We start from the raw sequence: 26,797 nt of genomic DNA, 5'->3' as shown, positions 1-26,797 counted from the left end.
AGGCGAGCTACACACGCGAGGCAGCCTGCAATGATGGTCGACATGACCTCCCAGTCCGCCCCCTCGTCGATCCCCCTCGGTGCTCGCGTCGTACTCATGCGCCACGGTGAAACCGAGTGGGCACGCACCGGGAAACACACGGGCCGGACCGAGGTTCCGCTGACTCCGCTCGGCGAGATGCAGGCAACCGCGACCGGAAATCGCTTGCGAACCCTCGACCTCCGGAACCCCATGATTCTGACGAGTCCGCGGCTGCGCGCACAGTTGACGGGTGATCTCGCCGGCCTGCCGGAAGAGCGAACCTGGGATGCACTTTCCGAATGGGACTACGGCGACTACGAAGGCCTCACGACGCCCGAGATCCGCGCAACGGTGCCCGATTGGACCGTCTGGACACACCCGTGCCCCGGCGGCGAGCAGACCGATCAGATCCATGCCCGCACCGACATGGTGCTGTCGATGGTGCGTTCGCAGCTACCCGAGCGGGACGTGATCCTGATCGGGCACGGCCACTTCTCACGCGCGCTCATCGCCCGCTGGCTCGAGCTCCCGGTCACCGAAGGAAAGCGTTTCGCCTTGTTCCCGGGCGCTTACACGGTTCTCGGTTACGAGCACGGCGCCAGCCACCTCGTCCATCACAACGTGCCGCCGCTAGTGGAGGCTTGAGGCTTAAGATTCTCCCCATGATCCGACGCGCCACGCCCGCAGACGTCCAGCCGATCACCGACATGATCTACGAGTTGGCGGACTACCAGAAGGCCCTCGACGAGTGCACCGTGAAGGCGGAACAGATCGGCGAGGCATTGTTCGGGCCGGCCGCGACGGCCTTCGCGCACGTCGCTGTGAATTCGGCTGACGACGTCGTCGGCATGGCGCTGTGGTTCCGCAATTTCTCCACGTGGGACGGCGCCCACGGCATCTACCTCGAAGACCTGTACGTCAAGCCCAGCCAGCGCGGATCAGGCCACGGAAAGGCTCTTCTGGCCGCGCTCGCCAAGGAGTGCACCGACAACGACTACACCCGGCTGTCCTGGTCGGTGCTCAACTGGAACACGCCCTCGATCAAGTTCTACGAGTCACTCGGTGCCGACGCGAAGACGGAGTGGACCACGTATCGCCTGACCGGCACCCACCTCGGAGCTCTTGCCGCCGAAGCTGAGTAGGACTGAAGCAGGGTAGGCGTTCCGTCCTACTTGTCCCGCGGCTCTTCGGTCTCGTCCGGGCGTCCCTCTTCCGGCGACACCTCGTCTGCGTACGCTCCGTACTCCGCTGCCATCCATCGAGACGTCGGAGCCGAGAACAGGCAGCCCAGAGCGCCGAGAACGACGACACCCAGAACGATGCCGAGCGGCACCTGATGCGAATCGGTCAGGAGCGACCAGGCGACCGGCAGGAGCAGCAACTGCGCGACGACGGCGATTGCCCGGCCCCACCGGCGGCCCGTCAGCAAAGCGATACCGGCTGCCAACACCGCGCCGCCGAGGATCGCGACCCAGGCGGCAAATCCGTATCCGTTGGTGACGCTCTGATCGTGGCCGGTCGCGCCGCGAATCACTGCGACGATCGCGAACCCGGCGGCAACCAGCCCTTGCAGCGTCACGAGGGCACCTGCCCATGTGACTGTCTTGGGCAGGGCGTTCGGACTGGCGGTATTCGGCACGAGGCCAGCCTAGAACACGACACCGGATAGGCTCATGCCCCGTGCGCGCACTGCTGATCGTCAACCCCAATGCCACCTCCACCACCGCTGCCGGTCGTGACCTGTTGGCACACGCCCTCGAGAGTCGGGTGCGACTTACTGTGGCGCACACCACACATCGGGGACACGCTGCCGAACTGGCGCGCGAAGCCCACGAAGACGGCTTCGGCTCGGTGATCGTCCACGGCGGCGACGGAACGGTCAACGAAGTGGTCAACGGACTGCTCGGGTCACCGCATCCCGCGTCGATGAAATCGGTTCCGGTCGGTCCGATCCCGACGATCGCTGTCGTCCCGGGAGGCTCGGCAAACGTTTTCGCGCGCTCACTCGGTATTGCCGCCGACCCGATCGACGCCACAAACCAACTCGTCGATCTACTCTCGGAACGAACGAGACGCCGAATCGGCCTCGCACACTGCGACAACCGTTGGTTCACGTTCAACGCCGGAATGGGCCTCGACGCCGATGTATGCGAGGCCGTCGACGCCAGCCGTAAGAACGGTGACGCCGCCACACCCGCCCGGTATGTCCGAACCGCGATCGCGGCGTTCTTCCGTGCCAAGCGAGCCGAGCCCGCCCTGACAGTCCACCTCCCCGATCAGGATCCCGTCTCCGGAGTCCACTACGCGTTCGTGTCGAACTCGAGCCCGTGGACATATCTGGAAGAGCGTCCCGTACACACCAATCCGGGAACGACCTTCGACAGTGGACTCGGCATCTTCGCCATGACGAGCACCAAAGTCCTACCGTCTCTGCGGGTTGTGCGACAGCTCCTCGCACGCGGCGCAGAACCGAAATCGAAGGTCCTTCTACGCACCGACGACGTCCCGACAATCACCATCGAATCGTCGCGACCGATCGGACTGCAGATGGACGGCGACTACATCGGACTTCGCGAAAAAGTCGAATTCACCTCGGTCCCGGATGCACTGGAAGTGTTCGCACCGATTCCGACGTGAGTCAGGCAACACGTTTGACCTGCAAAAACTCTGGTGCCGAATAGTCGAAATCGGGTAAAATGCCGGTGACGCCCAGGTGGCCGTCAGGTGTGTCACAAATTAGTGAGTTGGCCCACGAACCCGTTCAAACCTATTGACATACCGCGAGTTCGTGAAAGCATTCACAAGTAACAGTGCGGAAACATTGATGACGCACACACAAACTCATTGGTACCAAATGGTGTGAATACACACCCAATTAAGGAGCGAAAAAAGATGGACTGGCGCCACAACGCAATCTGTCGCGACGAGGATCCCGAACTGTTCTTCCCGGTGGGAAACAGTGGACCGGCCCTCGCTCAGATCGCTGATGCCAAGGTTGTCTGCAACCGCTGCCCCGTCACCGCCGAGTGCCTGTCCTGGGCTCTCGAGTCCGGTCAGGATGCAGGCGTCTGGGGCGGAATGAGCGAAGACGAGCGTCGCGCACTCAAGCGTCGTAACGCACGTACCCGTGCACGCACTTCCGTCTAGGTAGAACCGAGACGTTCGACTCGCGGCGGAGAACAGCCCCTCCGCACAGTCGAAGACGACAGCCCGACACCACATGGTGTCGGGCTTTTTGTCTGCTCGAATCGCTAACGCTGCTCGAATCAGTAACGCGCAGTGCGTCTACCGAGCGGCACACGCAGAACCGCGTCGGTGCCGCCACCGCTTCCCGGGTGCAGTCCGAGCGAGCCACCGAGTTCGGCGCCCAGCAAAGTCCGCACGATCTGGAGTCCGAGCCGATCGGACTTCTCGAGGTCGAAGTTCTCCGGCAGGCCGCGCCCGTTGTCGTGGATGATCACGTCCAACCAGCGCGCAGAACGCTCGGCGCTGAGTGTGACCGTGCCGGTCACTCCCGGATCGAAAGCGTGCTCGATCGCGTTCTGCACCAACTCCGTCAGCACCATGACCAGCGGGGTGGCGCGCTCGGCGGAGAACACTCCGAAACTGCCCTCACGCCGAATCGCCACCGGCACACCCACTCCCGCGACATCGGAGAGCATGGGAACCAACCGGTCGATCACCTCGTCGAGATCCACCTCTTCGTCCACCGACATCGACAAGGTGTCGTGAACGAGGGCGATGGACGTCACGCGCCTCACCGACTCTGTCAACGCCTGTCGCGCTTCGTCGTTGCCGGTTCGCCTGGCCTGTAGACGCAGAAGCGCCGCGACGGTTTGCAGGTTGTTCTTCACTCGATGGTGAATCTCGCGGATGGTTGCGTCCTTGCTCAGGAGAGCGCGATCACGACGCTTGACCTCGGTGACGTCGCGGACGACGACCGCCGCACCGACATGCCGGCCGCCCGGCTTGAGAACCAGGGCTCGCAGCAGAACGGTCGCCCCGCGCGCCTCGATCTCCATACGGCGACCGGGCTTGTCCGCCAACGTATCTCGGATGTATCCCGCAGCTTCCTGAGACTCGAACGGGTCGGTGACCAACGAACGGGTCAACGCCGCGAGGTCTTGGCCCACCAAATCCGAACTCAGACCCATCCGGTGATAGGCCGAGAGCGCGTTCGGGCTGGCATAGACGACGGTGCCTTCGGTATCGAGACGGATGAAGCCGTCGCCCGCACGTGGGCTCGAGTTCGTGTCGGAGCGCGATTCTCGGATCGGGAAGGTTCCGTCGCTGATCATCTGACACAGGTCTTCGGCGCAATCGAGATACGCGAGCTCGAGCGGACTCTGCGCTCGCTGGTGCGACAGGTTGGTGTCGCGGCTCAGAACCGCGATGACTCGCCCGTCCAGACGCACCGGAACGGCTTCCCGACGCGGCGGCATTCCTTCACGCCACGTCTCGTCTTCCCCGCGCACGACGCGGCCCTCGACGAGAGCGCGAAGAACCTGCGGGTGCTCGGACTCGGAAACGACCGTTCCGACTGCGTCCTCCGGAAAAGCCGTCGATGCCGTTGTCGGCCGGCAATGCGCGACGCAGATGACCGTCCCCTCGGATCGGTTCTTCTCCGATTCGGTGCCCACCCACAGGAGAACGTCGGCAAAGGAGAGGTCGGCGAGCAGTTGCCACTCCCCCACGACGCGCTGGAGATGGTCGACCGCCGCACCGGGAAGATCGGTGTGTTCGGCGAGGAGGTCACTGAGAGTGGACATCGTCCGGCTTAGGAGATCACGGCGATCAGATCGCCTTGCTGAATCACGTCGCCGACCTTGACGCCCACCGTCGTCACCGTTCCCGGAACCTCGGCCAGGACGGGAATCTCCATCTTCATGGATTCGAGGATGACCAGGGTGTCGCCGTCCGCAACGACGTCTCCCTCGCTCACGACGACCTGGTAGACCGTCGAAACCATCTCGGCGCGCACGTCTTCTGCCATCGTGAACCTCACTTCTGTCGGAACTGCACTCTGACCACGAAAATACGTCGACGGATCACTCGATCGACCTGCCAATGGAACCACACCGGCATCGGCGTGAAACAATGACGCGAAAGAAACAGAAGGGAGACCAATCATGGGTAAGCGTGGTCGTAAGAAGCGCAGCCGTAAGGGCAACGCCGCTAACCATGGCAAGCGTCCAAACGCCTGACATGTAGCGCAACAAAACGTCCGAGGGGCGGGGAAGCATTGCTTCCCCGCCCCTCGGCGTTACTGCCTTCCGACTGCTGCCGCTCAGATCTTCGCTGACGGGCTAGCTGTCGGTTTCGGTAGTCGTTATGACGATGGTCCGACGCAACTCGACGGTGAGCCGCTGACGCAGGCTTTCCGGCGCGTGGTCTCCACCGCACTTACGGTTGATCAGGCTCTTGACCTTCTCCTCGATCCCGTAGGCCTCGAGGCACGATCCACAATCGTCGATATGACGCTGCAGGCGAGCACGACTCGAATCGTCGCATTCACCGTCGAGCATCAACCAGACGTCGGCGATGACTGCCGAGCAGTCGAGCCTTTCGAATTCGTCCTGCTCACTCATCGTGTGACACCTTCCGTCTCGGTGGCTGCGACTGTGGCTGAGTCGACCGCGCCGTCCCGATTGAATCCCCGGTCTTTTGCGACATCGGCCAAGAGACCACGCAATTGCTTGCGACCACGGTGCAGTCGCGACATCACCGTTCCGATGGGTGTGCCCATGATCTCCGCGATCTCCTTGTACGGGAATCCTTCGACATCGGCGTAGTACACGGCCATACGGAATTCCTCGGGAAGCGACTGCAGCGCCGCCTTGATGTCGTCGTCAGGCAACGCGTCGAGCGCCTCCACCTCGGCCGATCGCAGCCCCGTCGAGGTGTGCTCGGCGGTGGCAGCCAACTGCCAGTCGGTGATCTCGTCCGTCGGATACTGCGCGGGTTGGCGCTGCTTCTTTCGGTACGAGTTGATGTAGGTGTTCGTGAGAATCCGGTACAGCCAGGCTTTCAGGTTGGTACCGGCACGGAACGAACGGAAAGCGGTGTACGCCTTGACGTACGTCTCCTGCACGAGATCCTCGGCATCAGCCGGATTCCGCGTCATGCGCAGGGCAGCGCCGTACAACTGGTCGAGCAGCGGGAGCGCGTCGCGCTCGAACCGGGCAATCAACTCATCCGCAGTTTCGGGCGTTTCGGACACAGCGCCGTCGATAGGTTCAGTTACCCCTGACGGTTCGTCCTTGGGCCGGTCGTGTTCCAGCACTCTGATCCCTTCACTAGCCGTAGGGATCAAGGTTACCGCCAACTGAAGATCCGACCCACGGGCCGGTGGTGGCTCACACACAGCCAGCACGGTCGCTCCTTCGCTTCTCGGGACAAGTTTCATCAACTGGTACCAACACGGGAGTCTGCGACTCTGTTCCCGGCCTGGTCGGATGCACCTGTCGGCGATCCACATAGGGTGTTCCTCATGGCCGGAACAGCGACCCCTGCGACCGTACTTCTCGACAAGTCGAAGACACCGCACCGCGTTCACAGCTACGACCACGATCCTCGCGCCGAATCGTTCGGCGACGAGGCGGTCACTGCACTGGCCGAGTTGGCAGGAGTCGAGGCCGCACAGATCTTCAAGACCTTGGTCGTCAAACTCGACACCGGCAAGCTCGCCGTCGCGGTCCTGCCGGTCCCGAACAAGCTCTCGCTCAAAGCCGCAGCCGCTGCCCTCGGTGCGAGCAAAGCCGTCATGGCCGATCGCGCCGAAGCCGAGCGCTCGAGCGGCTACGTCTTCGGCGGTATCTCACCGCTCGGCCAACGCAAGAAACTGCCGACCGTGATCGATGCGTCGGCGCTCGACTGGGACCGCATTCTCTGCAGCGCCGGTCGACGCGGGCTCGAGATCGAGCTGGCTCCGACGCACCTCGTGCAGCTGAGTGGCGCGGTCACGGCGCAAATCACGGCGGGCTGAGTATCCGGTCGCTACGGTCTCACCATGCGACCACACCTGAAAACTCTTGCACTGACCGCTGCAGCGGCAGCCCTCACCGTCTCTCTGACGGCCTGCGGGAGTTCGGACAATGCCGCCAAGGAAGTCACGGTAGTCGGATCAGGGCAGGTCCGCGGGGCTCCGGACATCCTCAATGCCGACATCGGCATCGAGGTGGTTGCCCCGGATGTATCGGGAGCGGTCTCGGAGTCGAATGACAAGGCCCGTCAGATGATCGACGCGATAGTCGCCGCCGGTGTGGCCCCCGAGGACGTACAGACAAGCGATCTGTCCGTCCAGCCGCAGTACGACGCCAGCGGCGGACCGTTTGTCGGCGGCAACGTGACCGGCTACCGGGCAACCAACTCGGTACGAATCGTCGTACGCGATCTCGACAAGGCCTCTTCTGTCCTGGACGCCGGCATCGCGGCGGGCGGAAACGCGGCACGGCTCGGCAACGTCGCCTTCGCCATCGACGACGACTCTCAGCTTCTGGCCGACGCTCGCACCCGGGCCTTCGAAGACGCCAAGAACCGTGCCGAGCAGTACGCGGATCTGTCCGGTACGTCGCTCGAGAACGTCGTGACCATCACCGAGGCACACGACACGAGTGGCGGTCAGACCATGCGCGCTCCCGACGCCTCGATGTCCGACATGGTTCTCGCCCCGGGAACCCAGCAGGTCTCGTTCGAGGTGACCGTTACCTGGGCTCTCGGCTGACCACTAGAGCAGGCTGATCTGCTCGCCGGCACGGTCGACGTCCGGCTCGATCAACTCGTGCCCGTTGTTCTTGACACTGTTGACCAGCGGCCGGACTCGATCGACGTCGATCCGCTCGAAGAGGTCCGGTACCGGTTCGAGCAGAGCCGAATCGACGGTGTTGTCGGGATCGAGCCACGCCTCCCAGCGGTCACGAGGCAGGGCGAGGGGCATGCGGTCGTGAACCTGCTCGAGGTGACCGAGAGAGTCGACTGTGACGATCGAGCAGCTCAGGACGGGGCTCGCGTTCTCGACCCTCGGGTCCCGCCAGGCAGACCACACGCCCGCCATGAACAGCCGTGATCCGTCGTCGGGGTGCATGTAGTAGGGAATCTTCGCTGCCTTTTTCCCGCCGGTGGCCTCGGTCTGCCACTCGTACCACCCGTCCATGGGGACCAGGCAACGTTTGAACTTGAAGGCGGTCCGAAACGCCGGCTTCTCCGCCAGCGAGTCGGCCCGGGCGTTGAACAGGACCGGGCCTTTGCCCAGTTCCTTGGTCCACGACGGCACCAATCCCCATCGCATCCGCCGAATCCTCTTGGTCGGATCGCTGTCGGGATTTTCCCGATCGTGGCGTTCGACGACGGTCAACACCTCGGTCGTGGGGGCCACGTTGTAGTCGGCTTCGACGGGCGCCGAGTGGTCCGTCTCGTCGAGCGCATCGAGTTCCACCGCCAGGGTGGCCGGGTCCGCTGTGGTCGCATACCTTCCGCACATGACACCCAGGGTGGCACGGTTTCGACCATTCCCCCACCGATGAGAGAAGATGGACCATGTGAGTCTGAGTCTGTGGAGCGCCCCGAGGGCCCAAGCACCCGTCGATGCAGTGGTGACGCTGCCCGGATCCAAGTCCATCACCAATCGAGCTCTGATTCTTGCCGCACTTGCGGATGGCCCGTCCACGATCACCGGTGCACTTCGCAGCCGTGACGCCGACCTGATGATCGCAGCTCTGCGTGACCTCGGCATCGGCGTCGAGGAAGCCGGCGATCCGACCACGCTTCGCATCACCCCTGGGCCCCTGCGCGGCGGCGAGGTCGACTGCGGCCTGGCCGGCACCGTGATGCGCTTCCTGCCGCCACTCGCCGCGATGGCCGACGGCATCGTCCGCTTCGACGGCGACGAGCAAGCACGCACACGCCCCCTCGGCACCATCTTGGAGGCACTGCGCGGTCTCGGCGCTCGGATCGAGGGTGACGCACTCCCGTTCACCGTCACCGGAACCGGATCCCTACGCGGAGGAACGGTCACCATCGACGCATCCGGCTCGTCGCAGTTCGTCTCCGGTCTCCTGCTCTCGGCTGCTGCCTTCGAAGAGGGTGTCACCGTTCACCACGACGGCAAGCCCGTCCCGTCCATGCCACACATCGACATGACCGTCGAGATGCTCCGCCAAGCCGGAGTTTCCGTGACGACACCGGCCACGGGCGGAGACGCAGACACGTGGCGAGTGGCACCGGGGCCGGTGCGCGCCGTGGACTGGGCGATCGAACCCGATCTCTCCAACGCCACACCGTTCCTGGCCGCAGCCGCTGTTACCGGCGGAACCGTCAGCGTCCCGATGTGGCCGTCGTCGACGACGCAGCCCGGCGACGCGATCCGCGGGATCCTCGCCTCGATGGGCGCCGACGTCACTCTTGCCGACGGCTTGCTGACCGTTCGCGGCCCGGAGAAACTGCGCGGCATCGACATCGACCTCCACGACGTGGGAGAGCTGACCCCCACCGTCGCGGCCCTGGCTGCTCTCGCCGAGGGCACCTCGCATCTACGCGGTATTGCACACCTGCGCGGGCACGAGACCGACCGTCTGGCCGCCCTCGCCGACGAGATCAACAAGCTCGGCGGCTCCGTCACCGAAACCGACGACGGCCTGACGATCGTTCCCGCGGAACTCCATGGCGGACAATGGCTCTCGTATGCCGACCACCGGATGGCAACAGCCGGCGCCATCATCGGCCTGGTCGTCGACGGCGTCGACGTCGACGACGTTGGAACCACCGCCAAGACACTGCCCGGCTTCGAGAACATGTGGATCGACATGCTCGAGAGCTCGCCGGCGACACCGAAGGCAAGCTTCTGAGTCCGCGGCAGTACGACGAGTCCGACGTCCGGGTACGCCCCGGCCGCGGATCCCGCCCCCGTACGAAGACTCGGCCCGAACATCTATCGGCCGAATCGGGGATGGTGGTGTCGAAGGATCGTGGCCGTTGGGGTTGCGTCCTCGGCGGCGATCCCGACCGGCTGATCGTCACGATGCGCGCCCGCGAACTTGGCCGAACCCCCATCGTCGTCGGCGATCAGGTGGACATCGTCGGCGATCTGTCCGGCAAAACCGATACCCTCGCCCGCATTGTCCGGGTCTCCGAGCGTTCTACGGTTCTGCGACGGACGGCCGACGACACCGATCCCTTCGAACGCATCGTCGTCGCGAACGCGGAGCAGTTGCTCATCGTCGTGGCACTCGCCGATCCCCCACCGCGCACCGGTTTTGTCGAGCGCGCACTGGTCGCCGCCTACGTGGGTGGCCTGACACCGATCGTCTGCCTGACCAAGAGCGACCTCGAACCACCCGAGGAATTCGCGAGCACTTTCGCCGACCTCGACATCCAAGTGGTCGTCGCCGGTCGCGACGATCCCCTGGACGAACTGACGCAGATCCTCGAGCACAAGTTGACCGCCCTGATCGGACATTCCGGCGTCGGAAAATCGACATTGGTCAATCGCCTTGTCCCCGATGCCAATCGAGCGGTTGGCATCGTATCCGGCGTCGGCAAGGGCCGGCACACATCGACGCAATCGGTGGCACTCCCCCTCGCCGGTGGCGGTTGGGTGATCGACACCCCTGGCATCCGTTCGTTCGGTCTGGCGCACATCTCGCCCGAGAACGTGGTGGCAGCATTCTCGGATCTCGCTGCGGCGATCGAGGATTGCCCGCGCGGATGCACGCACCTCGGGCCGCCGGCAGACCCCGAATGCAAGCTCGACCTACTGGAGGGCAAATCCGCTCGACGCGTCGTCGCTGTGCGACAACTGCTGGAAGCGATCAAGTCCAACGATCAGTACTGAGCGACACCCCTGCACGACGCCCCAGCGCGAGAACAGCAAAGCGGCCCGACACCATATCGAATGGTGTCGGGCCGCTTGTTGTGTCTGGTCAGCGCAGGCGGGAAATCAGCGCAGGCCGAGGAGGCTGCGCAGCTTTCCACTCTTGCGCTTACGTGCGATGGCGCTCTTGAGACCGTTACGACGCCCGGTCACGGGATCGACAGTCGACGTCAGTTCGCCGTCGAACATCCGCTCCGACGCCGTCTCGGGCGCATTGTCGACGGTGTCCTTGAGGTACTTGTTGGGCAGCGACAGCTTGGCGATGGTGCGCCAGGACTTGGCGTACTGCACGGCAAGTGGGCCCGTCGTGTACGGCAGGTCGTACTTGTCCGCGAGCTGACGCACCGTGACCGCGATGTCCTTGTAGCGGTTGCTGGGCAGATCGGGGAACAAGTGATGCTCGATCTGGTAGCTCAGGTTGCCCGTCATGAAGTCCATGAGCGCGCTGCCCTCGATGTTGGCGCTACCGAGCATCTGACGCAGGTACCACTGGGCCTGCGTTTCCTTGTCGATGTCTTCCTTGGTGAACTTCTCGGCACCGTCCGGGAAGTGACCGCAGAAGATGACCGCGTTGGTCCACACGTTCCGCAGGGTGTTGGCGGTGAAGTTGGCCGACAACGTGCTCTTCCACGCCGGGCCGGTGATGGCCGGGTAGATGACGTAGTCGCGCAGGACCTGCTTGCCGATCTTCTCGCCGACCTCGCGGAGCTTGCGCTGGGTCTCTTCCTTGTCGGCGCGGCCCTTGGCCACCTTGCCGAGCTCGAGGTGCTGTGCGGCGATGCCGTACTCGAAGAACAGCGCGAGCAGCGTGTTGTAGACCAGATTGCCGGCGTTGAAGGGCTTCCATCGCTGATCGCGGGTGACGCGCAGGAGTCCGTATCCGACGTCGTCGTCCATTCCGAGGACGTTGGTGTACTTGTGATGCAGGTAGTTGTGGGTCTGCTTCCAGTGCGCAGACGGGCCGGTGACGTCCCACTCCCACGAGGTGGAGTGGATCTCCGGGTCGTTCATCCAGTCCCACTGACCGTGCATCACGTTGTGCCCGAGTTCCATGTTCTCGATGATCTTCGAGAGCGTCAGCAGGCCAACTCCGGCGAGCCACGCCGGACGGCGACGGCTGGCGAAAAGCACTGCGCGGCCGCCGATTTCGAGTGAACGCTGCAGGCGAATGACGTTGCGCACGTAGCGCGCGTCCTTCTCGCCGCGCGACTCCTCGATGTCGCGACGAATCGCGTCGAGTTCGCGGCCGAGCGCCTCGATGTCGGCGTCCGTGAGATGTGCATATTCCTTGACATCTGCAATCGCCATGGAAAGCCTCCTAGCAGTGAGTTAGGCGCAAAGTAGTAAGTGCAGAACGATCATGACTTCGAATCGTTCAGATCAACTGCACCTACTGTAGCGTAACTTACGGCACCGTAGGTTAGGTTTTTCCCGATGTAACCTATATCACTTCCGGCGCTTCGGCATGCGAGAACGCGCCTGCGACTTGAGTGCGGTCAACAATCCGAGGCGCTTGCCGGTGACCGGATCGGTACGCAGGTCCTCGACCATCGCCATGGCTGCGTCCCGGAACCCTGAGTCACGGAACCGTAGTTCCGAGGACGTTTCCGGAGCATTGTCCGAGGTCGCAGTCAGCCACTTGTCCGGCAAGGCCAGCTTGTGGATCGTGCGCAGCGCCAGGAGATACTGCTTGAAGAGCGAACCGGTGGTGTACGGGAGATCGAACTTCTCGCACAATGCACGCATCTTCACGGCAATTTCGGGGTAGCGGTTGCTCGGCAGATCAGGGAAGACGTGGTGCTCGATCTGGTAGCTCAAGTTGCCACTCATGAGTCCCATGAGCTTGCCCGAATTGAAGTTCGCGCTACCGAGCATTTGGCGCAGGTACCACTCGTGACGAGTCTCCTGCTCGAATTCGGCAACGGTGAACTTCTCGGCGCCGTCCGGGAAGTGACCACAGAAGATGACGACGTACGCCCACAGGTTGCGCACGAGATTCGCGGTGGCATTGGCCGTCATGGTCGACTTCCACGCCGGCCCCGTCAGCGCGGGGAACAAGATGAAGTCCTTGCCCACCTGACGAAAGATCTTGCGCGCGAAGTCTTTGTTCGCCTGCGAGTTCAGTTGCCCCTTTTCCGCGCCCTCCAACTCGGCTGCCGCCGTGAGGTCGTGCAGCGCGATGCCCCACTCGAACGTGGCCGCCAAGATCACGTTGGCGATCGGCTGGAAGAGGTTGATCGGCTTCCACGGCTCGTCACGCGTCATACGCAGGATCCCGAAACCGAGGTCCTCGTCCATCCCGACGACGTTGGTGTACGTGTGGTGCTGGTAGTTGTGGGCACGCTTCCAGTGCTCGGAAGGACCGGTCTGATCCCACTCCCACGAAACGGAGTGAATCTCGGGATCGTTCATCCAGTCCCATTGCCCGTGCATGACGTTATGCCCGAGCTCCATGTTCTCGATGATCTTCGACAGGCTCAGCAGGGTCGTGCCGACCAGCCATGCCGGTCGGTACCGACTGCCGAACAGCGCGATACGCCCACCGAGTTCCAACGCCCGCTGGACGCGAATGACGCGACGAATGTAGCGGGCGTCCCGGATTCCACGAGAGTCTTCGATGTCGAGTCGAATCTGATCGAGTTCACGTCCGAGAGCTTCGACATCGGCCTCGGTGAGGTGCGAAAACTCTTTGATATCGGTGATGGCCACCGTGGTCCTCCGTGTGCCTAGAAGCTATGCGTCCAGCGTACAGTCGCCGGCGGCAGCGGAGATGCACGTCTGAATCCGCTCGCCCTCCGCGTGCTGTTTTCCCGAGCGTAGGTCGATTGCGTGGCCGGCGACGAGAGGCACGACACACGTCTGGCAGATGCCCATGCGGCAACCGAAGGGCATCAAGGCGCCGGACTGCTCGCCGGCTTCCAGAAGCGTCGTCGCGCCGTCGACGGTGATCGTCTTACCCGACTTCTCGAACGTGACCGTGCCGCCGTCCGCCGAGGCGTCGATGCGCGAAACCGCGAATCGCTCCATGTGGAGTCGATCCTCGATGCCTTCCGCCTTCCAGACGTCTTCGAGCTCGTCGAGCAACGGAAGGGGTCCGCACGCCCAGGTGTGGCGCTCACGCCAGTCGGGGCAGACCGTGTCGAGGGAACTGAGTTTGAATTTTCCGTCGCGGCGCGTGAGCTGAACGTGACTCACGAAGTCCTCGTGCTCGGCGTGCAGTGCCGTGAGTTCGTCGGCGAACATCACGTCGGATTCCGTCGGAGCCGAGTGGATGTGCATGACGTCGGGCAATTGACCGCGCCGGTTCATCGTCCGCAGCATGCCCATGACCGGAGTGATGCCACTGCCGGCGGTGATGAACAGGATCTTCTCCGGCGGCGGATCCGGCAACGCGAAGTTACCCGAAGGCGTGGCCAGTCGAACGATGGTTCCCGACGGCACGGCCCCGCTGACGAGGTGGCTCGAGAGAAAGCCCTCGGGCATGGCCTTGACCGCGATGGAAATGCGCTTGTTCTCCCAGTTGGGAGGCGAAGTAAGTGAGTACGACCGCCAATGCCAGCGGCCGTCGATATGCAGACCGATGCCGATGTACTGCCCCGGCTGGTAATTGAAGTCGAATCCCCACCCCGGCTTGATGACGATGGTCGCCGAATCCGTGGTCTCGGGCCGGACTTCGACGATCTGACCACGCAGCTCGCGGGCAGACCACAACGGATTTGCGAGGTGCAGATAGTCGTCGGGAAGCAATGGTGTGGTCAGCCGAGCCGCCGCACCACGAAGCAGATTGAGCTTCGACCGCGCTGCCGGAACTACCGACGCTGCCGGTGCCTCGATCCAGTCCTTCAGACCCATCAGACCTCCACCTCTCACCTTCCGAACCCACTGCCTACGGTACCGTAGGTTATCAGGTTACGGTACCGTAGGTTACTTCACGGTAAGCACATTCACAGCAGGTCGAGCAAGAACGGCAACTCCTGCGCGGCGTACCACGCCAACTCGTGGTCCTCCGCGTCGCCGAGCGTGAACTCGGCATCGGCGTCACCGAGATCCGCCGCGTCGACTATGCCAGCAGCGCGCTCGATGTCCGATTCTGCCTGTTCGAGGTCGACATGCACAGATGCAACCTGAGCCATCGTCACAGGACCCGCCAATCGAACTACAGAATCGTCGAGATCGGGCCGCAACTTCACATCGGCATCGTCGACGTCGGCGGCAACGACAGCACGCCGGAAGGTGACGTCACCCTCGGTTCCGGCGATCAGCCGCAGCGACGCACGCGCAGCCTCCCCCATGGCGACCTCGGCCAACTCGTCGTCATCGCCCGCCGCGTACGACTCACGCAGAGTCGGGGTGACCGCAAAAGCCGTCCGGCTCATCGGGTCGAACTCCTGATCTGCGACCAACTTCTGCAAAATCTCGACCGTCGCCGGTACGTACACCCTCATGAGACCACCTTCATGCTCGTTCGTCACCGACTCGCATCCGTCAATTCCTCGAGTGACTCGAAGATCAGCGAACGAACGACGTCGACGTCCGACATCGCGTCACGGTCGGCATTCAAACCGTAGTAGACATTTCCGTCGTACGACGTCAGGGCGATGCTGAGTGTCTGATTCTTGAGCAGTGGCGACACCGGATACATCTCCAGCATCCGAGCCCCACCGAGGTAGAGCGGGAACTGTGGCCCTGGCGCATTGGTGATCATCAAGTTGAACATTCGCTGCGACAGACTACTGGCCGCACGGGAGCTCATCGCATGCAGCGTCGCCGGCGCAAACCCAGACATTCGCACCATCGTCTGCGCGGTGACCCGCCGACCCTGACGCGCGAATGCCTCCGTCGCATGCGCAACGTGAGAGAGCCGAACAACCGCGTTGGGTTCACCGACAGGCAGGTCGATGAGGAACGAGGAAACATGCCCCGGCGCCTGCGGATCGTCGACGTCGGGACTCTCGGGGCCATCCGTGTACACCGACATGGGCACCATCGCCCGCACGATGGTCGCCTCGGTCACCGGCTCACCACGCGAGAGCAGCCAGTTCCGCATCGCACCTGCGATGACGGTGAGAATCACGTCATTGATCTCGCACCCGTACCGCGCGCGAATACGTCGATAGTCCTCGAGAGACGTCTTGGCCACCGCAAGGCGTCGATTGCGCGAGATGGTGGCGTTGAGCGGGCTCGACGGGGCCACCTGGGTCGCCGTTCGAACCACTTCTGCGAGTTTCCCGAGTGCACTCACAGCCTCGGTGACGGATGTGGTCACGTCGTTGAACGCTGCACGCGCCCGTGCGATCCCCTCCCCCGGGCTCGTCACGAGATCTGCCATTGCACTGACCAACAAGCTGGTATCGCTCGGCGGTCTGGCGGGCATCCACAATTCTTCGGGGCCTGGCGCTCGATTCTTCTCCGGATCGAAGATCACCTGACTGATCTCTGGAGCCGCCTCGCCGTCCACCAACGACGAATGAGACTTCGTGAAGATGGCAAATCTGTTTCTGGTCAGCCCCTCGACCAGGTACATCTCCCACAACGGCCTCGTGCTGTCGAGTGGTCTCGACGTCAGCCGCGCGATCAGATCCATCAGCTGTTCGTCGGAACCTGGTTTGGGCAGAGCCGATCGGCGTACGTGATAGGTGATGTCGAAATCCGAGTCGTCCACCCAGACGGGGCGGGCCAGGCCGAACGCCACCTCACGCACTCGCTGGCGGTAACGCGGAACCGATCCGAGCCGCTCTTCGACCAGACGAAGCAATTCCTCGTGATCGATCCCGTTTCGCAGTTGCCGGAAGATCCCCAACGAGCCGACATGCATCGGCGTCGTCCCGGCTTCGAGGAAGTAGAAAGCAGCATCCTGAGTCGTCAGTCTGTTCACCATGGCTTCGTGTCCCCTCCTTCGCCGAGATCGAACAGAATCGACAACTCCTCGATGGTCGATTCCGAGCCGACGTGGTGGACCCCGACCATCCCGACCGCCACCGCCGCCCGGACGTTGATTTCGAGATCATCCACGAAAACGAAGTCCTCCGGCTCGACGCCCAAACGACTCGCCGCCAACAGATAGATCTCGGCGTCGGGCTTCGCCATCTCGACATCACCGGACAAGATCACGTCGTCGACCAAGACCCCGTCTCCGAGATCCCGCAACCACTGAGCATTGGCACCGCCGGGATCGTTGCTGACGATTCCCGTCACGATTCCGCGGGCCTTCACCGCGCGCACGACCGCGCTCAAGCCGTCGAGATCCGATCCCGGACCGAACAGCACGCCACCGACATCCAACAGAAGTCCCCGCACGCCATCACCCTAAGTCGCGATGGTGATCACGGCGACATCTCGAGCGTTTCGTGTCATGCTTCTCACCATCGCTCGGGGGAGCGAAGTCCGAGACGACCATCTCGGACGCACGATCATCCGGGGGGATGTCATGGAGCAGGACTGCACAATCATTCTCGAGCCGGCACCACAATTCGAGCCTCACGCGCATACCGTCGCGCTTACGCGGCCGCAGTGCCGACCCGACCGAGCGCAGTGCCGAACCGACCGAATGCTGCGTCGCCCACGAAAGACACCACACAACGGGACGTCGTCCAGTGCCGGTTTCACTCACGTGCTGGAACCGCAGTTGGCGGGTGCCGACATCTTCTGGAACCGATCACTTCGCCTGGTTCTCGAAACCGTCGACCGGCGACGAAATCCGCGGCAACTCAAGGGCGTATTGACGCCGTCCGTCCTGGAAGTTGTTGCGCGACTTTATACTTCGGAATTTTCGGCCCGGAAGCTGGGCGGCGCGGCCGTTCACCGCACCCACGTTCAAGCAGTGTCGAAGAGTACCGCCGAAGTCTGTGCGACGTACACACGAGGCACGCAGACATTTGCCGTCGCGGGTCGGATCGACCATACAGACGGAACAGGCTGGACGGTCACCGCACTACACGTGGTGTGACCGTCCAGCCTGCTGAGTACTAACTGCGCTGGTAGCTCAGCTGTACTGAACCTCAGCGCTTGCGCTTGGACTTCGGCGCTCGATTGCTCCTCGACTGCGTCCGTGCTGCTTCACGACGTTCGCGGCGCGAGGCGGCCCCGTCACCGGAGTCGGCGGCCGAGTCACGCGTTGCCTTCGCCTTGCCGTCCTCGTCCGGGCCGGTGTACGTCAATCGCGACGGACCTTCATCGTCAAGTCCCTTGGCGCGCAACGCCGTCGGGGCAGCAGTTCCGGTTGTCCTGGCTGCGGCTTCCTGCGTCGGGAGCGGCTTGGGCGCCGTGGCGGACGCCGCAGCGGCCGAGCCGGCCGTGACGGAGATTCCGCTCGCGGGCTGCGCCGGAGCTGCCTCGACCTGCAGGTTGAAGAGGAATCCGACGGACTCTTCCTTCAATCCGTCGAGCATGCCGATGAACATGTCGTAACCCTCGCGCTGGTACTCGACCAGCGGATCGCGCTGGGCCATCGCACGCAGACCGATTCCCTCCTTGAGGTAATCCATCTCGTAGAGATGCTCTCGCCACTTGCGGTCCAGGACCGAGAGGAAGACACGACGCTCGAGTTCACGCATACCGTTTTCGCCGGCGATCGCATCGATCTCGGCTTCGCGCTTCTTGTACGCCGCGTGGGCGTCTTCGAGCAAAGCGGTTCGCAGGTCGTCACGGCTCAGGTCACTGTTGATGCCTGCGCCGTCCTCCCCTGCCAACGTCTTGTGATCGATGCCGACCGGGTAGAGCGTCTTGAGCGCGGTCCACAGCTGCTCGAGATCCCAGTCCTCGACGTATCCCTCGGCGGTGGCACCGTCGACGTAGGCGGTGACCACGTCAGTGATCATCTGCTCGACCTGGCCCTCCATGTCCTCACCCTCGAGGATCTGGCGGCGCTCCTTGTAGATGACCGTTCGCTGCTGGTTCATGACCTCGTCGTACTTGAGGACATTCTTGCGAATTTCGAAGTTCTGCTGCTCGACCTGAGTCTGAGCGCTCTTGATGGCCTTCGAGACCATCTTGGCTTCGATCGGGACGTCGTCGGGAAGGTTGAGGCGCGTCATGATCGACTCGAGTGCCGAACCGTTGAAGCGGCGCATGAGCTCGTCACCGAGCGAAAGGTAGAACCGCGATTCGCCAGGATCACCCTGACGTCCGGAACGACCGCGCAACTGGTTGTCGATACGACGCGATTCGTGACGCTCGGTGCCCAGAACGTACAGGCCGCCGGCGTCGCGGACCTTCTCCGCGTCTGCCTTGACCTCAGCCTTGACCTCGTCCAGGACTGCGTCCCAGGCTGCTTCGTACTCGTCCGGCGTCGTGACCGGATCGAGGCCCTTCTTGCGCAGCGCGATGTCCGCGATGATGTCCGGGTTACCACCGAGAACGACGTCGGTACCGCGGCCGGCCATGTTGGTCGCGACGGTGACCGCACCGGAGCGACCGGCCTCGGCGATGATGGTCGCTTCCTTCTCGTGGAACTTCGCGTTGAGGACGTTGTGTGCAACGCCGCGCTTGGTGAACTGCTTGGACAGGTACTCCGAGCGCTCGACGCTGGTGGTACCGATCAGGACGGGCTGGCCGTTCTCGTGGCGCTCGACGACGTCGTCGACCACCGCGTCGAACTTGGCTTCCTCGGTCTTGTAGATGAGGTCGCCGTTGTCGACTCGGACCATCGGGCGGTTGGTCGGGATCGGGATCACACCGAGGGTGTAGGTCTGGTGAAGCTCGGCAGCTTCCGTCTCGGCGGTACCCGTCATGCCGGACAACTTGTCGTACAGACGGAAGTAGTTCTGCAGGGTGATGGTGGCGAGAGTCTGATTCTCCGCCTTGATCTCCACCTTCTCCTTGGCCTCGATCGCCTGGTGCATGCCCTCGTTGTAGCGGCGGCCGACCAGCACGCGGCCGGTGAACTCGTCGACGATGATGACCTCACCGTCGCGGACGATGTAGTCCTTGTCCTTGGTGTAGAGCTCCTTGGCCTTGATCGCGTTGTTCAAGTAGCTCACCAGCGGAGAATTCGCGGCTTCGTACAGGTTGTCGATACCGAGCTGGTCCTCGACCAGTTCGACGCCCGCCTCGTGCACACCGATGGTGCGCTTGCGGATGTCGACCTCGTAGTGGACGTCCTTCTTCAGCAGCGGCGCGATGCGAGCGAACTCGCTGTACCACTTGCTGGAGCCGTCGGCCGGGCCCGAGATGATGAGCGGGGTTCGGGCTTCGTCGATGAGGATCGAGTCGACCTCGTCCACGATGGCAAACGCGTGGCCACGCTGGACCAGGTCGTCCAGCGAATGCGTCATGTTGTCGCGCAGGTAGTCGAAGCCGAACTCGTTGTTGGTGCCGTACGTGATGTCGGCTGCGTAGGCGACGCGGCGCTCAGCCGGGGTCATGCCCGAGAGAATCACACTGGTCTCGAGGCCGAGGGCGCGGTGAACGCGACCCATCCACTCGGAGTCACGCTTGGCGAGGTAGTCGTTGGTCGTGACCACATGGACGCCGTCACCGGCGATCGCGTTGAGATAAGCCGGAAGAACCGACGTCAGAGTCTTGCCCTCACCGGTCTTCATCTCGGCGACGTTGCCGAAGTGCAGGGCCGCGCCACCCATGATCTGCACGTGGAAGTGCTTCTGGTTGATCACGCGCCACGACGTCTCACGGGCCACGGAGAATGCCTCGGGCAGCAACTCGTCGAGAGTTTCCCCGGCGGCATAGCGCTCACGGAACTCGGTGGTCTTGGCTTTGAGTTGCTCGTCTGTCAGGCCTTCGACATCGGGCGACAGAGATTCCACATGCTCGGCGATGTGCTTGAGCCGCTTGACCATGCGACCTTCACCAACACGGAGCAGCTTCGATAGCGACAGCGACGGCACAGTCTTCTTCGTCCTCAATCTTCGGCGACAGGGGTCACACACTGAAAATCCGGCCGGGGTCCGAAAACTCCGGCCGGATTCCATGGTAGGCGCTACCGGCGGCGAGCGAGCAAACCCACCACCGATTGGGTCATGTCAGGCGGATCAATCCGTAGTCGAAAGCGTGACGACGGTAGACGACGGACGGCTTGTCCGACTCCTTGTCATGGAAGAGAAAGAAGTCGTGTCCGACCAGTTCCATCTCGTACAGAGCGTCGTCGATGGTCATCGGCTCGGCCGGGTGATCCTTCGTGCGGACCACGCGTCCCGGGCCGTCGTACTCGTCCGGCTCTTGGCCGTTCAGCGAAATGTCCGGTGTGACTCCGAGCGAGTCTGCGTCGACGAGGGAGGCGGTTGCCTCCGCGACGGACACCGGTCGCTTGTCGCCGTAATGGACCTTCTTGCGGTCCTTGGTTCGACGGAGGCGACTCTCGAGCTTGTCGATCACCGATTCGAAGGCGGCGTAGAAGCTGTCTGCGGACGCTTCGGCTCGGGCCACCGGGCCTTTACCTCGAGCGGTGATCTCGACGCGCTGGCAACTCTTGGCCTGTCGTCGGTTGCGTTCATGTTGGAGTTCCACGTCGAAGTGGAATATGGAGGGGTCGAAGTGTTCGAGTCGCGCCAGCTTTTCCGAAACGTAGATTCGGAAGTGATCGGGGATCTCGACATTTCGTCCCTTGACTACGACGTCGGATCTCGGAGCTGCGGCATTCTCGGAACGCTCGATGGTGGCGTCCTCGATGAAAAACGAGGCTTGCGAAGGGGTCGTCACTCGTACCTCCCAATTACGGCCCCGCCCCACGGTGGGCGGCGGCAAATTCTGCAAGTACCGAGAGGGGATCCGCCCGGCACCAGTATCGAAGTACCACCTCCTACCAGTATTTTCGGGTGTGCCGCCGACGCTAGTACGTAACGCGCGCGAGTGCCACTGTTCCAACGAAATTCATCTAAGCCCCTGCAAGAACAAGCACGAGAGTTGTCCGAATCCCACTGAGCGCGAGAGCCCGAACCGACTCTGCCGCAGTTGCTCCCGTGGTCAGGACGTCGTCGAGCAGGACGATGTCGCCGTCCCCGACAATCGAAGAGACTGCAGTGGTGTCGAGAGACACATGACCGTTCACATTGGTCACCCGGTCGGCCGCGGACAGTCCGACCGAGTCACGTACGCCTCGCGTCATCCGGAGAATCGGACAGACACGTACCGGACGCCCCTCGACAGAACCAACTTCTCGCTTTTCGCGCACACTCTCGGCTATCCGGCGAACCGGATCACCCCCGCGAGAACGCGCCGCTCGGGCGCGTGTGGGAGCAGGCACCAGCATGATCGGCGTACGACCCCCGCCGCCGACCTCGCCCCACCGTTCCAGAGTGCCCAATGCACCGGCCACAGCGATCCCCAGAGGCGTCGCGAGGTCCCGACGACCCCGTTCCTTCATCTCGATCACACTGCGCCGCCTGGGGCCGTCGTAGCGGCCGAGTGCCCAGACCGGCACGCCCGGGTCTACGCGCGGACTCAATTGAACCGGATGGTCACGCAGCAGTTCCGCGCACTCACCGCACCACAGCGTCCCCGTGCGGCCACACCCACCACACTCGCGTGGCAACAGCAGATCGAGCAATCCGGCACCGAATTTCTTGTCCCCCATGGCCGAATCATGAATCAGAGCACCGACATGCACCAGAGCACCGACATGCACCAGAGCACCGACATGCACCAGAACACAGAGACGTCAGCCAGGTAGAACCGGAATCGCCTTCTGTCCGGTCAGCACAGTCACTTCACGCCAGCGTCGATCCCCGGCGGGGTCGTTGTTGTTCAGTTGGAACACCGCACGCGCGTCGGCGACGTACTCGGTGGTCGGCGACGCATCCACGGAGGTGACGGGAGCGGTCAGGTTTCCACTCGGCAGCGCGTCCATTCGTGAACCGTCTATCGCGACCTGGACGACCGGTATATCGGCTCCACTGCGCGCGATCACGATCGTGTCGCTGTTGCTCCAGTCGAGTGAGAGCGCGGTACTTCCCAAGCCGGACGCCACCGCACGCGGACTCGTCAGGGCGTAGACCCCGCTGGGTGTGCGCACGACCACGGCCAGGTAGACCTTGCCGTCGATGATCATCGCGGCTCGCACGCCGTCGCGGGATAAACGTAATTCCGAGATCGTGGAACCGACCGACGTCAACGCCCCGACATCGACGTTGGTGACCGACACCCGACCGGTTCCTGGTTCGCGGACGACCCGAACGACGGTATTGCCGTTCACCGCCGCCCAGACCGCGTTGTTGTCCAGCTCCCACGAAGGTCGGGTGATGGCGCTGCCTTCGAGCACCGGAGCGGAACCATCGCCGTATGTACCGAGCGACAAGTCGAACCGGGTGGCTGGATCCGGCCGAGCCGTGTCTGCGACGGCTGCGACCAACTTGCCGTCCCGCGAGAGAGCAGCCGCCGTGAGGTTGCCCGCATTGCCCGCGAATCCGGGCACCGGAGTCGCCTCCTGCTCGCTGACGCTCACCAGTGAACCGTTGCGCAGTGCGTGCAGTCCGACGGTCGCACTCGTGGTGGCCAGCGGGTTGGTGGACGCGACGTCGGCGGTGGTCCAGCCTTCCGCATGAGCCGCGTCCAGCGGTTCGCCGTCGATCTCCAGAACGTACGGCCCCGCGACATCGGCATTGGCGAGCGTCCAGATGACTTGCGCTGCAAACAAACCGCGCGTCGCAGCATCCATCGGGTTGTCCAGACGGAAGTTGATGCGCACACCGCCGAGACCGACTCCGACCTGTCCCGGCTTGCCGTCGGCCTTGGTGATCGGACCGATCACCGACACGCCATTGCCGAGTTCGTTTCGTACAGCCGGCGCCAACGCTGCCTTCGGTCCGTCGATCATCAGGCCGATCAGCTGAGCTGCCACCTGGTCCTGTCCGCCGGAGATCCAGCGAAGATCGGGGACGACTGTCTGGCTCGTCGGGTCGAGGAAGAACAACGACTTCCGCTGATATGCGCCGAGGAACTGCGGGCGCTCCATGATCACACCGGGTGGCAGATCGCTGATACGCCATTCGCCATCGGTCAACGTCAGCGTCATCTTCGCTTCGAAGCTGCCCTCTTCGGGGACGTACAGCCCGCCGGGGTCGAGGCGACCGACCTTGTTCACACGAATCGTGTACACCGCTTCGGAACTGGTTCGCGACGCCGACAGGGTGTCGATCTTGTCGACGATGACGGCACTGGCCGCGTCGTCCCAGCGCGCCGACGCGTCTTTGGTGAGGTACTGACGGGCTGCGGCATGCCGGTTGGACGGATCGGTACTCGCCTTGACGAAGTCACGTACCAGCAAGTCCGGCTCTCGCCCCGATGCCGGTGATTCGACGGAGGTTCCGGGCACAGCTGTTGCCAGAGTTCCGATTGCCTGCGGCGAGGAGGATTCCGGCAAACTCGCGCACGCGCCGGTCAGCAACAGCACGCTGAGCGTTGTTGCGAGAAGTGCCAGACGGCGGCGGGTTCCGATCATGATCGATCCCCACCGTTGGACTCGTTCCGCGAGTCCGATTCGCGCGGAGTCGGCAGGGACGACGTGACCTCGCCGACGGTATCGGCGACGATGTCGGCTTCGCTCGGCGTGCGGACGAACTTTGTGGTCGTCGGCTTGAGAGGTAGTGGGCTCGACACGACTTTCTTGCCACGGGTGCGCGAGAGCGTCAGCCGGAAGCAGGCGCCGACTCCCGGTTCGCCCCAGGCCTCGAGCTTGCCGTCGTGCAGATTCGCGTCTTCGACGCTGATCGCGAGGCCGAGTCCGGTGCCGCCACTGCGGCGCACGCGGGACGGGTCCGATCGCCAGAACCGGTTGAAGACCAACTTCTCCTCGCCCGGACGCAACCCGACGCCACTGTCGCGGACGATGAAGGCGAGGGCATTGTCGTCGGCGCGAAGGCGAAGCAGAATCGGCTTCCCCTCACCGTGGTCGATGGCGTTGGCCAGGAGATTTCGCAGGATGCGTTCGACGCGGCGCGGATCGACATCCGCCATGACGGGCTCGTCCGGCATGTCCACGATCAGTTCGGTGCCGGATTCGCGGGCGAGATGGCGAACCGTGGAAACGGCCGCTCGCGCACACATACGCACGTCGAGTTGTTCGGATGCGAGTTCCGCGACACCGGCGTCGTGGCGGGAGATCTCGAGGAGGTCCGCCAGAAGCCCCTCGAACCTGTCCAGCTCGGCGACAAGCAGTTCCGACGACCGACGCAGCATCGGGTCGAGGTTCTCGCTGCCGTCGTAGATCAGGTCGGCTGCCATGCGGACCGTGGTCAGTGGTGTGCGGAGTTCATGGCTGACATCGGAGGTGAAGCGTTTCTGGAGACTGCCGAACTCCTCCAACTGGGTGATCTGTTTGGACAGACTCTCGGCCATCTCGTTGAAGGACATGGCCAAGCGCGCCATGTCGTCCTCGCCGCGGACCGGCATTCGTTCCTTGAGTCGGCCGTCTGCGAAACGCACCGCGATTCGTGAGGCCGATCGGATGGGAAGCACGACCTGCCTGGCAACCAACAGTGAAATCGCAGCCAGGAGCACCAGCAACACGGCTCCACCGATCAGCAGGGTGCTTCGAACAAGCGACAGACTCCGGTCTTCGCTTGCGAGCGGGAAGATCAGGTACAGCTCGAGTCCCGATATCGACGACGCGGTGGGGCTACCGATGATCAGCGCGGGACCGGAGTAACCGTTCGGGTTGGACACCGTCGCGAATTGGTAGCTGATCTGGCCGCGTTTGACGAACTCGCGCAGGTTGTCTGGGATTTGATCGACCGGTCCCGAACTCGTCGGCTGGCGCGGCCCGTCCCCTGGCACGATGAGCACCGGGTCGAAGGTGCCGGCCGACCCGGAGGCCTGGCCCGAGGTCTGGTTGCGACGGCTTGTCAGTCCGGATGCAGCGCTTTCCAATTGAACGTTGAGCGCCGTCGAATCGTCGACGCCCGCGAGTTGGTCTTCGACGATGCCGCGGGCACGGTCCATTTCCTCGGTTGCCGCGGTGATCTTCGTTTCCAACAGTCGATCGGTGATCTGACTGGTCAGCACGACACCGAGAATGACGATGACGATCAAGGACAACGTCAAAGTCGAGACGACCACTCGCAACTGGAGCGAGCGTCGCCACGTGTGCGCGAGGGTGTTGCTCATCGAGTGACACCACCGCAGAAATGGCGTCAGCCGTCGATTGAGACGACGACGCCACCTGGAAACTCCGCTCACGGCGGTCCGGCCTTGTAGCCGACCCCCCTGACCGTCAGAACCACTTCGGGATTCTCGGGATCAGTTTCGACCTTGGCGCGCAAACGCTGAACGTGCACGTTCACCAGACGGGTGTCGGCGGCGTGGCGGTATCCCCACACCTGCTCGAGGAGGACTTCACGGGTGAACACCTGGCGCGGCTTGCGCGCCAATGCGACCAGCAGGTCGAATTCGAGTGGTGTGAGCGAGATCTGCTCGCTGCCGCGGCTGACCTTGTGCGCCGGCACGTCGATCACGATGTCGGCGATGCTCAGCAGCTCGGCCGGTTCCTCTTCGGTGCGGCGCAGGCGAGCGCGAACTCGCGCCACCAACTCCTTCGGCTTGAACGGCTTCATGATGTAGTCGTCCGCACCGGATTCGAGGCCGAGCACGACGTCGACTGTGTCGGTCTTGGCCGTCAACATCACGATGGGCACACCGGAATCCGCACGCAGAACCCGGCATACGTCGATCCCGTTCATTCCGGGAAGCATGAGATCGAGCAGGACGAGATCAGGGCGCGTCTCACGCACTGCCGCGAGCGCCAGGGTTCCGTCGCCCACCACGTAGGGATCGAAACCCTCACCACGCAGCACGATCGTGAGCATCTCGGCGAGTGCCGTGTCGTCGTCGACAACCAGAATCCTTGGTTTCATATCCCTATCGTTGCATCTCGGAGCGATGAATCAGACCGTTACGAGGCCGTGCGGCGTGCCGCGTCTTTCCCTCTACTGTGCCGGAAAGTTCGAATCCCGGCTGCCAGGG

Annotated in this window: 28 protein-coding genes; 10 read left to right on the top strand and 18 right to left on the bottom strand. The window is 63.3% G+C overall.

Going from position 1 to position 26,797, the window contains the following annotated elements:
* Positions 1-42 precede the first annotated feature (42 nt).
* Together GJB56_RS03775 and GJB56_RS03770 are read left to right on the top strand one after the other, a co-directional pair.
* Positions 43-666 (top strand): acid phosphatase, encoded by a 624-nt coding sequence (locus GJB56_RS03775; RefSeq protein WP_019747801.1) that lies wholly within the window; start codon positions 43-45, stop codon positions 664-666.
* Between the two features lie 17 nt (positions 667-683).
* A complete protein-coding gene (locus GJB56_RS03770) occupies positions 684-1,163 on the top strand; it encodes a GNAT family N-acetyltransferase (protein ID WP_003940724.1) in 480 nt (159 codons plus the stop codon).
* 26 nt (positions 1,164-1,189) lie between these two features.
* Here the strand turns inward: GJB56_RS03770 and GJB56_RS03765 are convergent, their stop codons facing one another.
* Complete coding sequence (locus GJB56_RS03765; RefSeq protein ID WP_019747799.1) at positions 1,190-1,660, bottom strand: membrane protein; 471 nt, start codon at positions 1,658-1,660, stop codon at positions 1,190-1,192.
* Between the two features lie 41 nt (positions 1,661-1,701).
* Between GJB56_RS03765 and GJB56_RS03760 the strand changes: the two genes are divergently transcribed.
* Positions 1,702-2,658, top strand: coding sequence for a diacylglycerol/lipid kinase family protein (locus tag GJB56_RS03760; RefSeq protein ID WP_019747798.1), 957 nt, complete (start codon positions 1,702-1,704; stop codon positions 2,656-2,658).
* Between the two features lie 255 nt (positions 2,659-2,913).
* A complete protein-coding gene (locus GJB56_RS03755) occupies positions 2,914-3,168 on the top strand; it encodes a WhiB family transcriptional regulator (RefSeq protein WP_003940950.1) in 255 nt (84 codons plus the stop codon).
* A 119-nt stretch (positions 3,169-3,287) separates the two neighbouring features.
* Here GJB56_RS03755 and GJB56_RS03750 read toward each other — a convergent pair whose 3' ends face one another.
* Both GJB56_RS03750 and GJB56_RS03745 read right to left on the bottom strand, forming a co-directional pair.
* Positions 3,288-4,790, bottom strand: a complete 1,503-nt coding sequence (locus tag GJB56_RS03750; RefSeq protein ID WP_019747797.1) for a sensor histidine kinase — start codon at positions 4,788-4,790, stop codon at positions 3,288-3,290.
* An 8-nt stretch (positions 4,791-4,798) separates the two neighbouring features.
* Complete coding sequence (locus GJB56_RS03745) at positions 4,799-5,014, bottom strand: biotin/lipoyl-binding carrier protein (RefSeq protein ID WP_007731208.1); 216 nt, start codon at positions 5,012-5,014, stop codon at positions 4,799-4,801.
* A 136-nt stretch (positions 5,015-5,150) separates the two neighbouring features.
* On the opposite strand from GJB56_RS03745, the gene GJB56_RS32035 reads away from it, so the two are divergent.
* Entirely contained in the window at positions 5,151-5,225 is a 75-nt protein-coding gene (locus tag GJB56_RS32035; protein WP_022597109.1) for a 50S ribosomal protein bL37, read from the top strand.
* A gap of 102 nt (positions 5,226-5,327) precedes the next feature.
* Here GJB56_RS32035 and rsrA read toward each other — a convergent pair whose 3' ends face one another.
* On the bottom strand, positions 5,328-5,609 hold the full coding sequence (rsrA, locus tag GJB56_RS03740; protein WP_003940722.1) for a mycothiol system anti-sigma-R factor: 282 nt from the start codon (positions 5,607-5,609) through the stop codon (positions 5,328-5,330).
* Positions 5,606-6,304, bottom strand: coding sequence for a sigma-70 family RNA polymerase sigma factor (locus GJB56_RS03735; protein WP_442792705.1), 699 nt, complete (start codon positions 6,302-6,304; stop codon positions 5,606-5,608). The genes rsrA and GJB56_RS03735 overlap by 4 nt, the downstream gene beginning before the upstream one ends.
* 207 nt (positions 6,305-6,511) lie before the next feature.
* Between GJB56_RS03735 and ybaK the strand changes: the two genes are divergently transcribed.
* On the top strand, positions 6,512-7,006 hold the full coding sequence (gene ybaK, locus GJB56_RS03730; protein WP_070796272.1) for a Cys-tRNA(Pro) deacylase: 495 nt from the start codon (positions 6,512-6,514) through the stop codon (positions 7,004-7,006).
* Between the two features lie 24 nt (positions 7,007-7,030).
* Positions 7,031-7,744: an SIMPL domain-containing protein gene (locus GJB56_RS03725; protein ID WP_019747793.1), complete on the top strand. Its 714-nt coding sequence runs from the start codon at positions 7,031-7,033 to the stop codon at positions 7,742-7,744.
* Between the two features lie 3 nt (positions 7,745-7,747).
* Here GJB56_RS03725 and GJB56_RS03720 read toward each other — a convergent pair whose 3' ends face one another.
* Positions 7,748-8,500 (bottom strand): SOS response-associated peptidase, encoded by a 753-nt coding sequence (locus GJB56_RS03720; RefSeq protein ID WP_020969226.1) that lies wholly within the window; start codon positions 8,498-8,500, stop codon positions 7,748-7,750.
* A 49-nt stretch (positions 8,501-8,549) separates the two neighbouring features.
* Here GJB56_RS03720 and aroA point away from each other — a divergent pair, with 49 nt between their 5' ends.
* Both aroA and rsgA read left to right on the top strand, forming a co-directional pair.
* A complete protein-coding gene (gene aroA / locus GJB56_RS03715) occupies positions 8,550-9,863 on the top strand; it encodes a 3-phosphoshikimate 1-carboxyvinyltransferase (RefSeq protein ID WP_070796173.1) in 1,314 nt (437 codons plus the stop codon).
* On the top strand, positions 9,812-10,849 hold the full coding sequence (rsgA, locus tag GJB56_RS03710) for a ribosome small subunit-dependent GTPase A (RefSeq protein ID WP_084326448.1): 1,038 nt from the start codon (positions 9,812-9,814) through the stop codon (positions 10,847-10,849). Before aroA ends, rsgA begins: the two co-directional genes overlap by 52 nt.
* A 105-nt stretch (positions 10,850-10,954) precedes the next feature.
* Here rsgA and GJB56_RS03705 read toward each other — a convergent pair whose 3' ends face one another.
* From GJB56_RS03705 to GJB56_RS03680, 6 genes are all read right to left on the bottom strand, one after another.
* Entirely contained in the window at positions 10,955-12,196 is a 1,242-nt protein-coding gene (locus GJB56_RS03705; protein ID WP_019747790.1) for a fatty acid desaturase family protein, read from the bottom strand.
* A gap of 138 nt (positions 12,197-12,334) precedes the next feature.
* Positions 12,335-13,597 carry a fatty acid desaturase family protein gene (locus GJB56_RS03700; protein WP_020907111.1) on the bottom strand — a complete coding sequence of 421 codons (1,263 nt, stop codon included), beginning with the start codon at positions 13,595-13,597 and terminating at the stop codon, positions 12,335-12,337.
* Positions 13,598-13,621: 24 nt separating this feature from the next.
* Positions 13,622-14,740, bottom strand: coding sequence for a ferredoxin reductase (locus GJB56_RS03695; protein ID WP_003940928.1), 1,119 nt, complete (start codon positions 14,738-14,740; stop codon positions 13,622-13,624).
* Positions 14,741-14,832: 92 nt separating this feature from the next.
* On the bottom strand, positions 14,833-15,333 hold the full coding sequence (locus GJB56_RS03690; RefSeq protein ID WP_020969223.1) for a DUF6912 family protein: 501 nt from the start codon (positions 15,331-15,333) through the stop codon (positions 14,833-14,835).
* A 23-nt stretch (positions 15,334-15,356) separates the two neighbouring features.
* Positions 15,357-16,766, bottom strand: coding sequence for a WS/DGAT/MGAT family O-acyltransferase (locus GJB56_RS03685; protein ID WP_003940935.1), 1,410 nt, complete (start codon positions 16,764-16,766; stop codon positions 15,357-15,359).
* Positions 16,760-17,185 (bottom strand): HAD-IA family hydrolase, encoded by a 426-nt coding sequence (locus tag GJB56_RS03680; protein ID WP_020969221.1) that lies wholly within the window; start codon positions 17,183-17,185, stop codon positions 16,760-16,762. The genes GJB56_RS03685 and GJB56_RS03680 overlap by 7 nt, the downstream gene beginning before the upstream one ends.
* A gap of 55 nt (positions 17,186-17,240) precedes the next feature.
* Here GJB56_RS03680 and GJB56_RS03675 point away from each other — a divergent pair, with 55 nt between their 5' ends.
* A complete protein-coding gene (locus GJB56_RS03675; RefSeq protein ID WP_020723642.1) occupies positions 17,241-17,834 on the top strand; it encodes an Rv3235 family protein in 594 nt (197 codons plus the stop codon).
* A 52-nt stretch (positions 17,835-17,886) separates the two neighbouring features.
* Here GJB56_RS03675 and secA read toward each other — a convergent pair whose 3' ends face one another.
* The 6 genes from secA to mtrA form a co-directional block, all read right to left on the bottom strand.
* A complete protein-coding gene (gene secA / locus GJB56_RS03670; protein ID WP_113683005.1) occupies positions 17,887-20,730 on the bottom strand; it encodes a preprotein translocase subunit SecA in 2,844 nt (947 codons plus the stop codon).
* 130 nt (positions 20,731-20,860) lie between these two features.
* Positions 20,861-21,541, bottom strand: a complete 681-nt coding sequence (hpf, locus tag GJB56_RS03665) for a ribosome hibernation-promoting factor, HPF/YfiA family (RefSeq protein WP_003940893.1) — start codon at positions 21,539-21,541, stop codon at positions 20,861-20,863.
* 175 nt (positions 21,542-21,716) lie between these two features.
* The gene (locus tag GJB56_RS03660) at positions 21,717-22,415 is read right to left on the bottom strand and encodes a ComF family protein (protein ID WP_020969219.1); all 699 of its coding nucleotides are present in this window, start codon (positions 22,413-22,415) and stop codon (positions 21,717-21,719) included.
* A gap of 84 nt (positions 22,416-22,499) precedes the next feature.
* Positions 22,500-24,278 carry an MtrAB system accessory lipoprotein LpqB gene (gene lpqB, locus GJB56_RS03655; RefSeq protein ID WP_020907106.1) on the bottom strand — a complete coding sequence of 593 codons (1,779 nt, stop codon included), beginning with the start codon at positions 24,276-24,278 and terminating at the stop codon, positions 22,500-22,502.
* Complete coding sequence (mtrB, locus tag GJB56_RS03650) at positions 24,275-26,014, bottom strand: MtrAB system histidine kinase MtrB (protein ID WP_019747781.1); 1,740 nt, start codon at positions 26,012-26,014, stop codon at positions 24,275-24,277. The genes lpqB and mtrB overlap by 4 nt, the downstream gene beginning before the upstream one ends.
* Positions 26,011-26,688, bottom strand: coding sequence for an MtrAB system response regulator MtrA (gene mtrA / locus GJB56_RS03645; RefSeq protein WP_003941013.1), 678 nt, complete (start codon positions 26,686-26,688; stop codon positions 26,011-26,013). Before mtrA ends, mtrB begins: the two co-directional genes overlap by 4 nt.
* Positions 26,689-26,797 lie beyond the last annotated feature (109 nt).

The organism is Rhodococcus sp. AQ5-07 (assembly GCF_009707305.1).
In the GTDB taxonomy this organism is placed as follows: domain Bacteria; phylum Actinomycetota; class Actinomycetes; order Mycobacteriales; family Mycobacteriaceae; genus Rhodococcus_F; species Rhodococcus_F erythropolis.
This window is presented reverse-complemented; position numbering and strand designations above follow the sequence as displayed.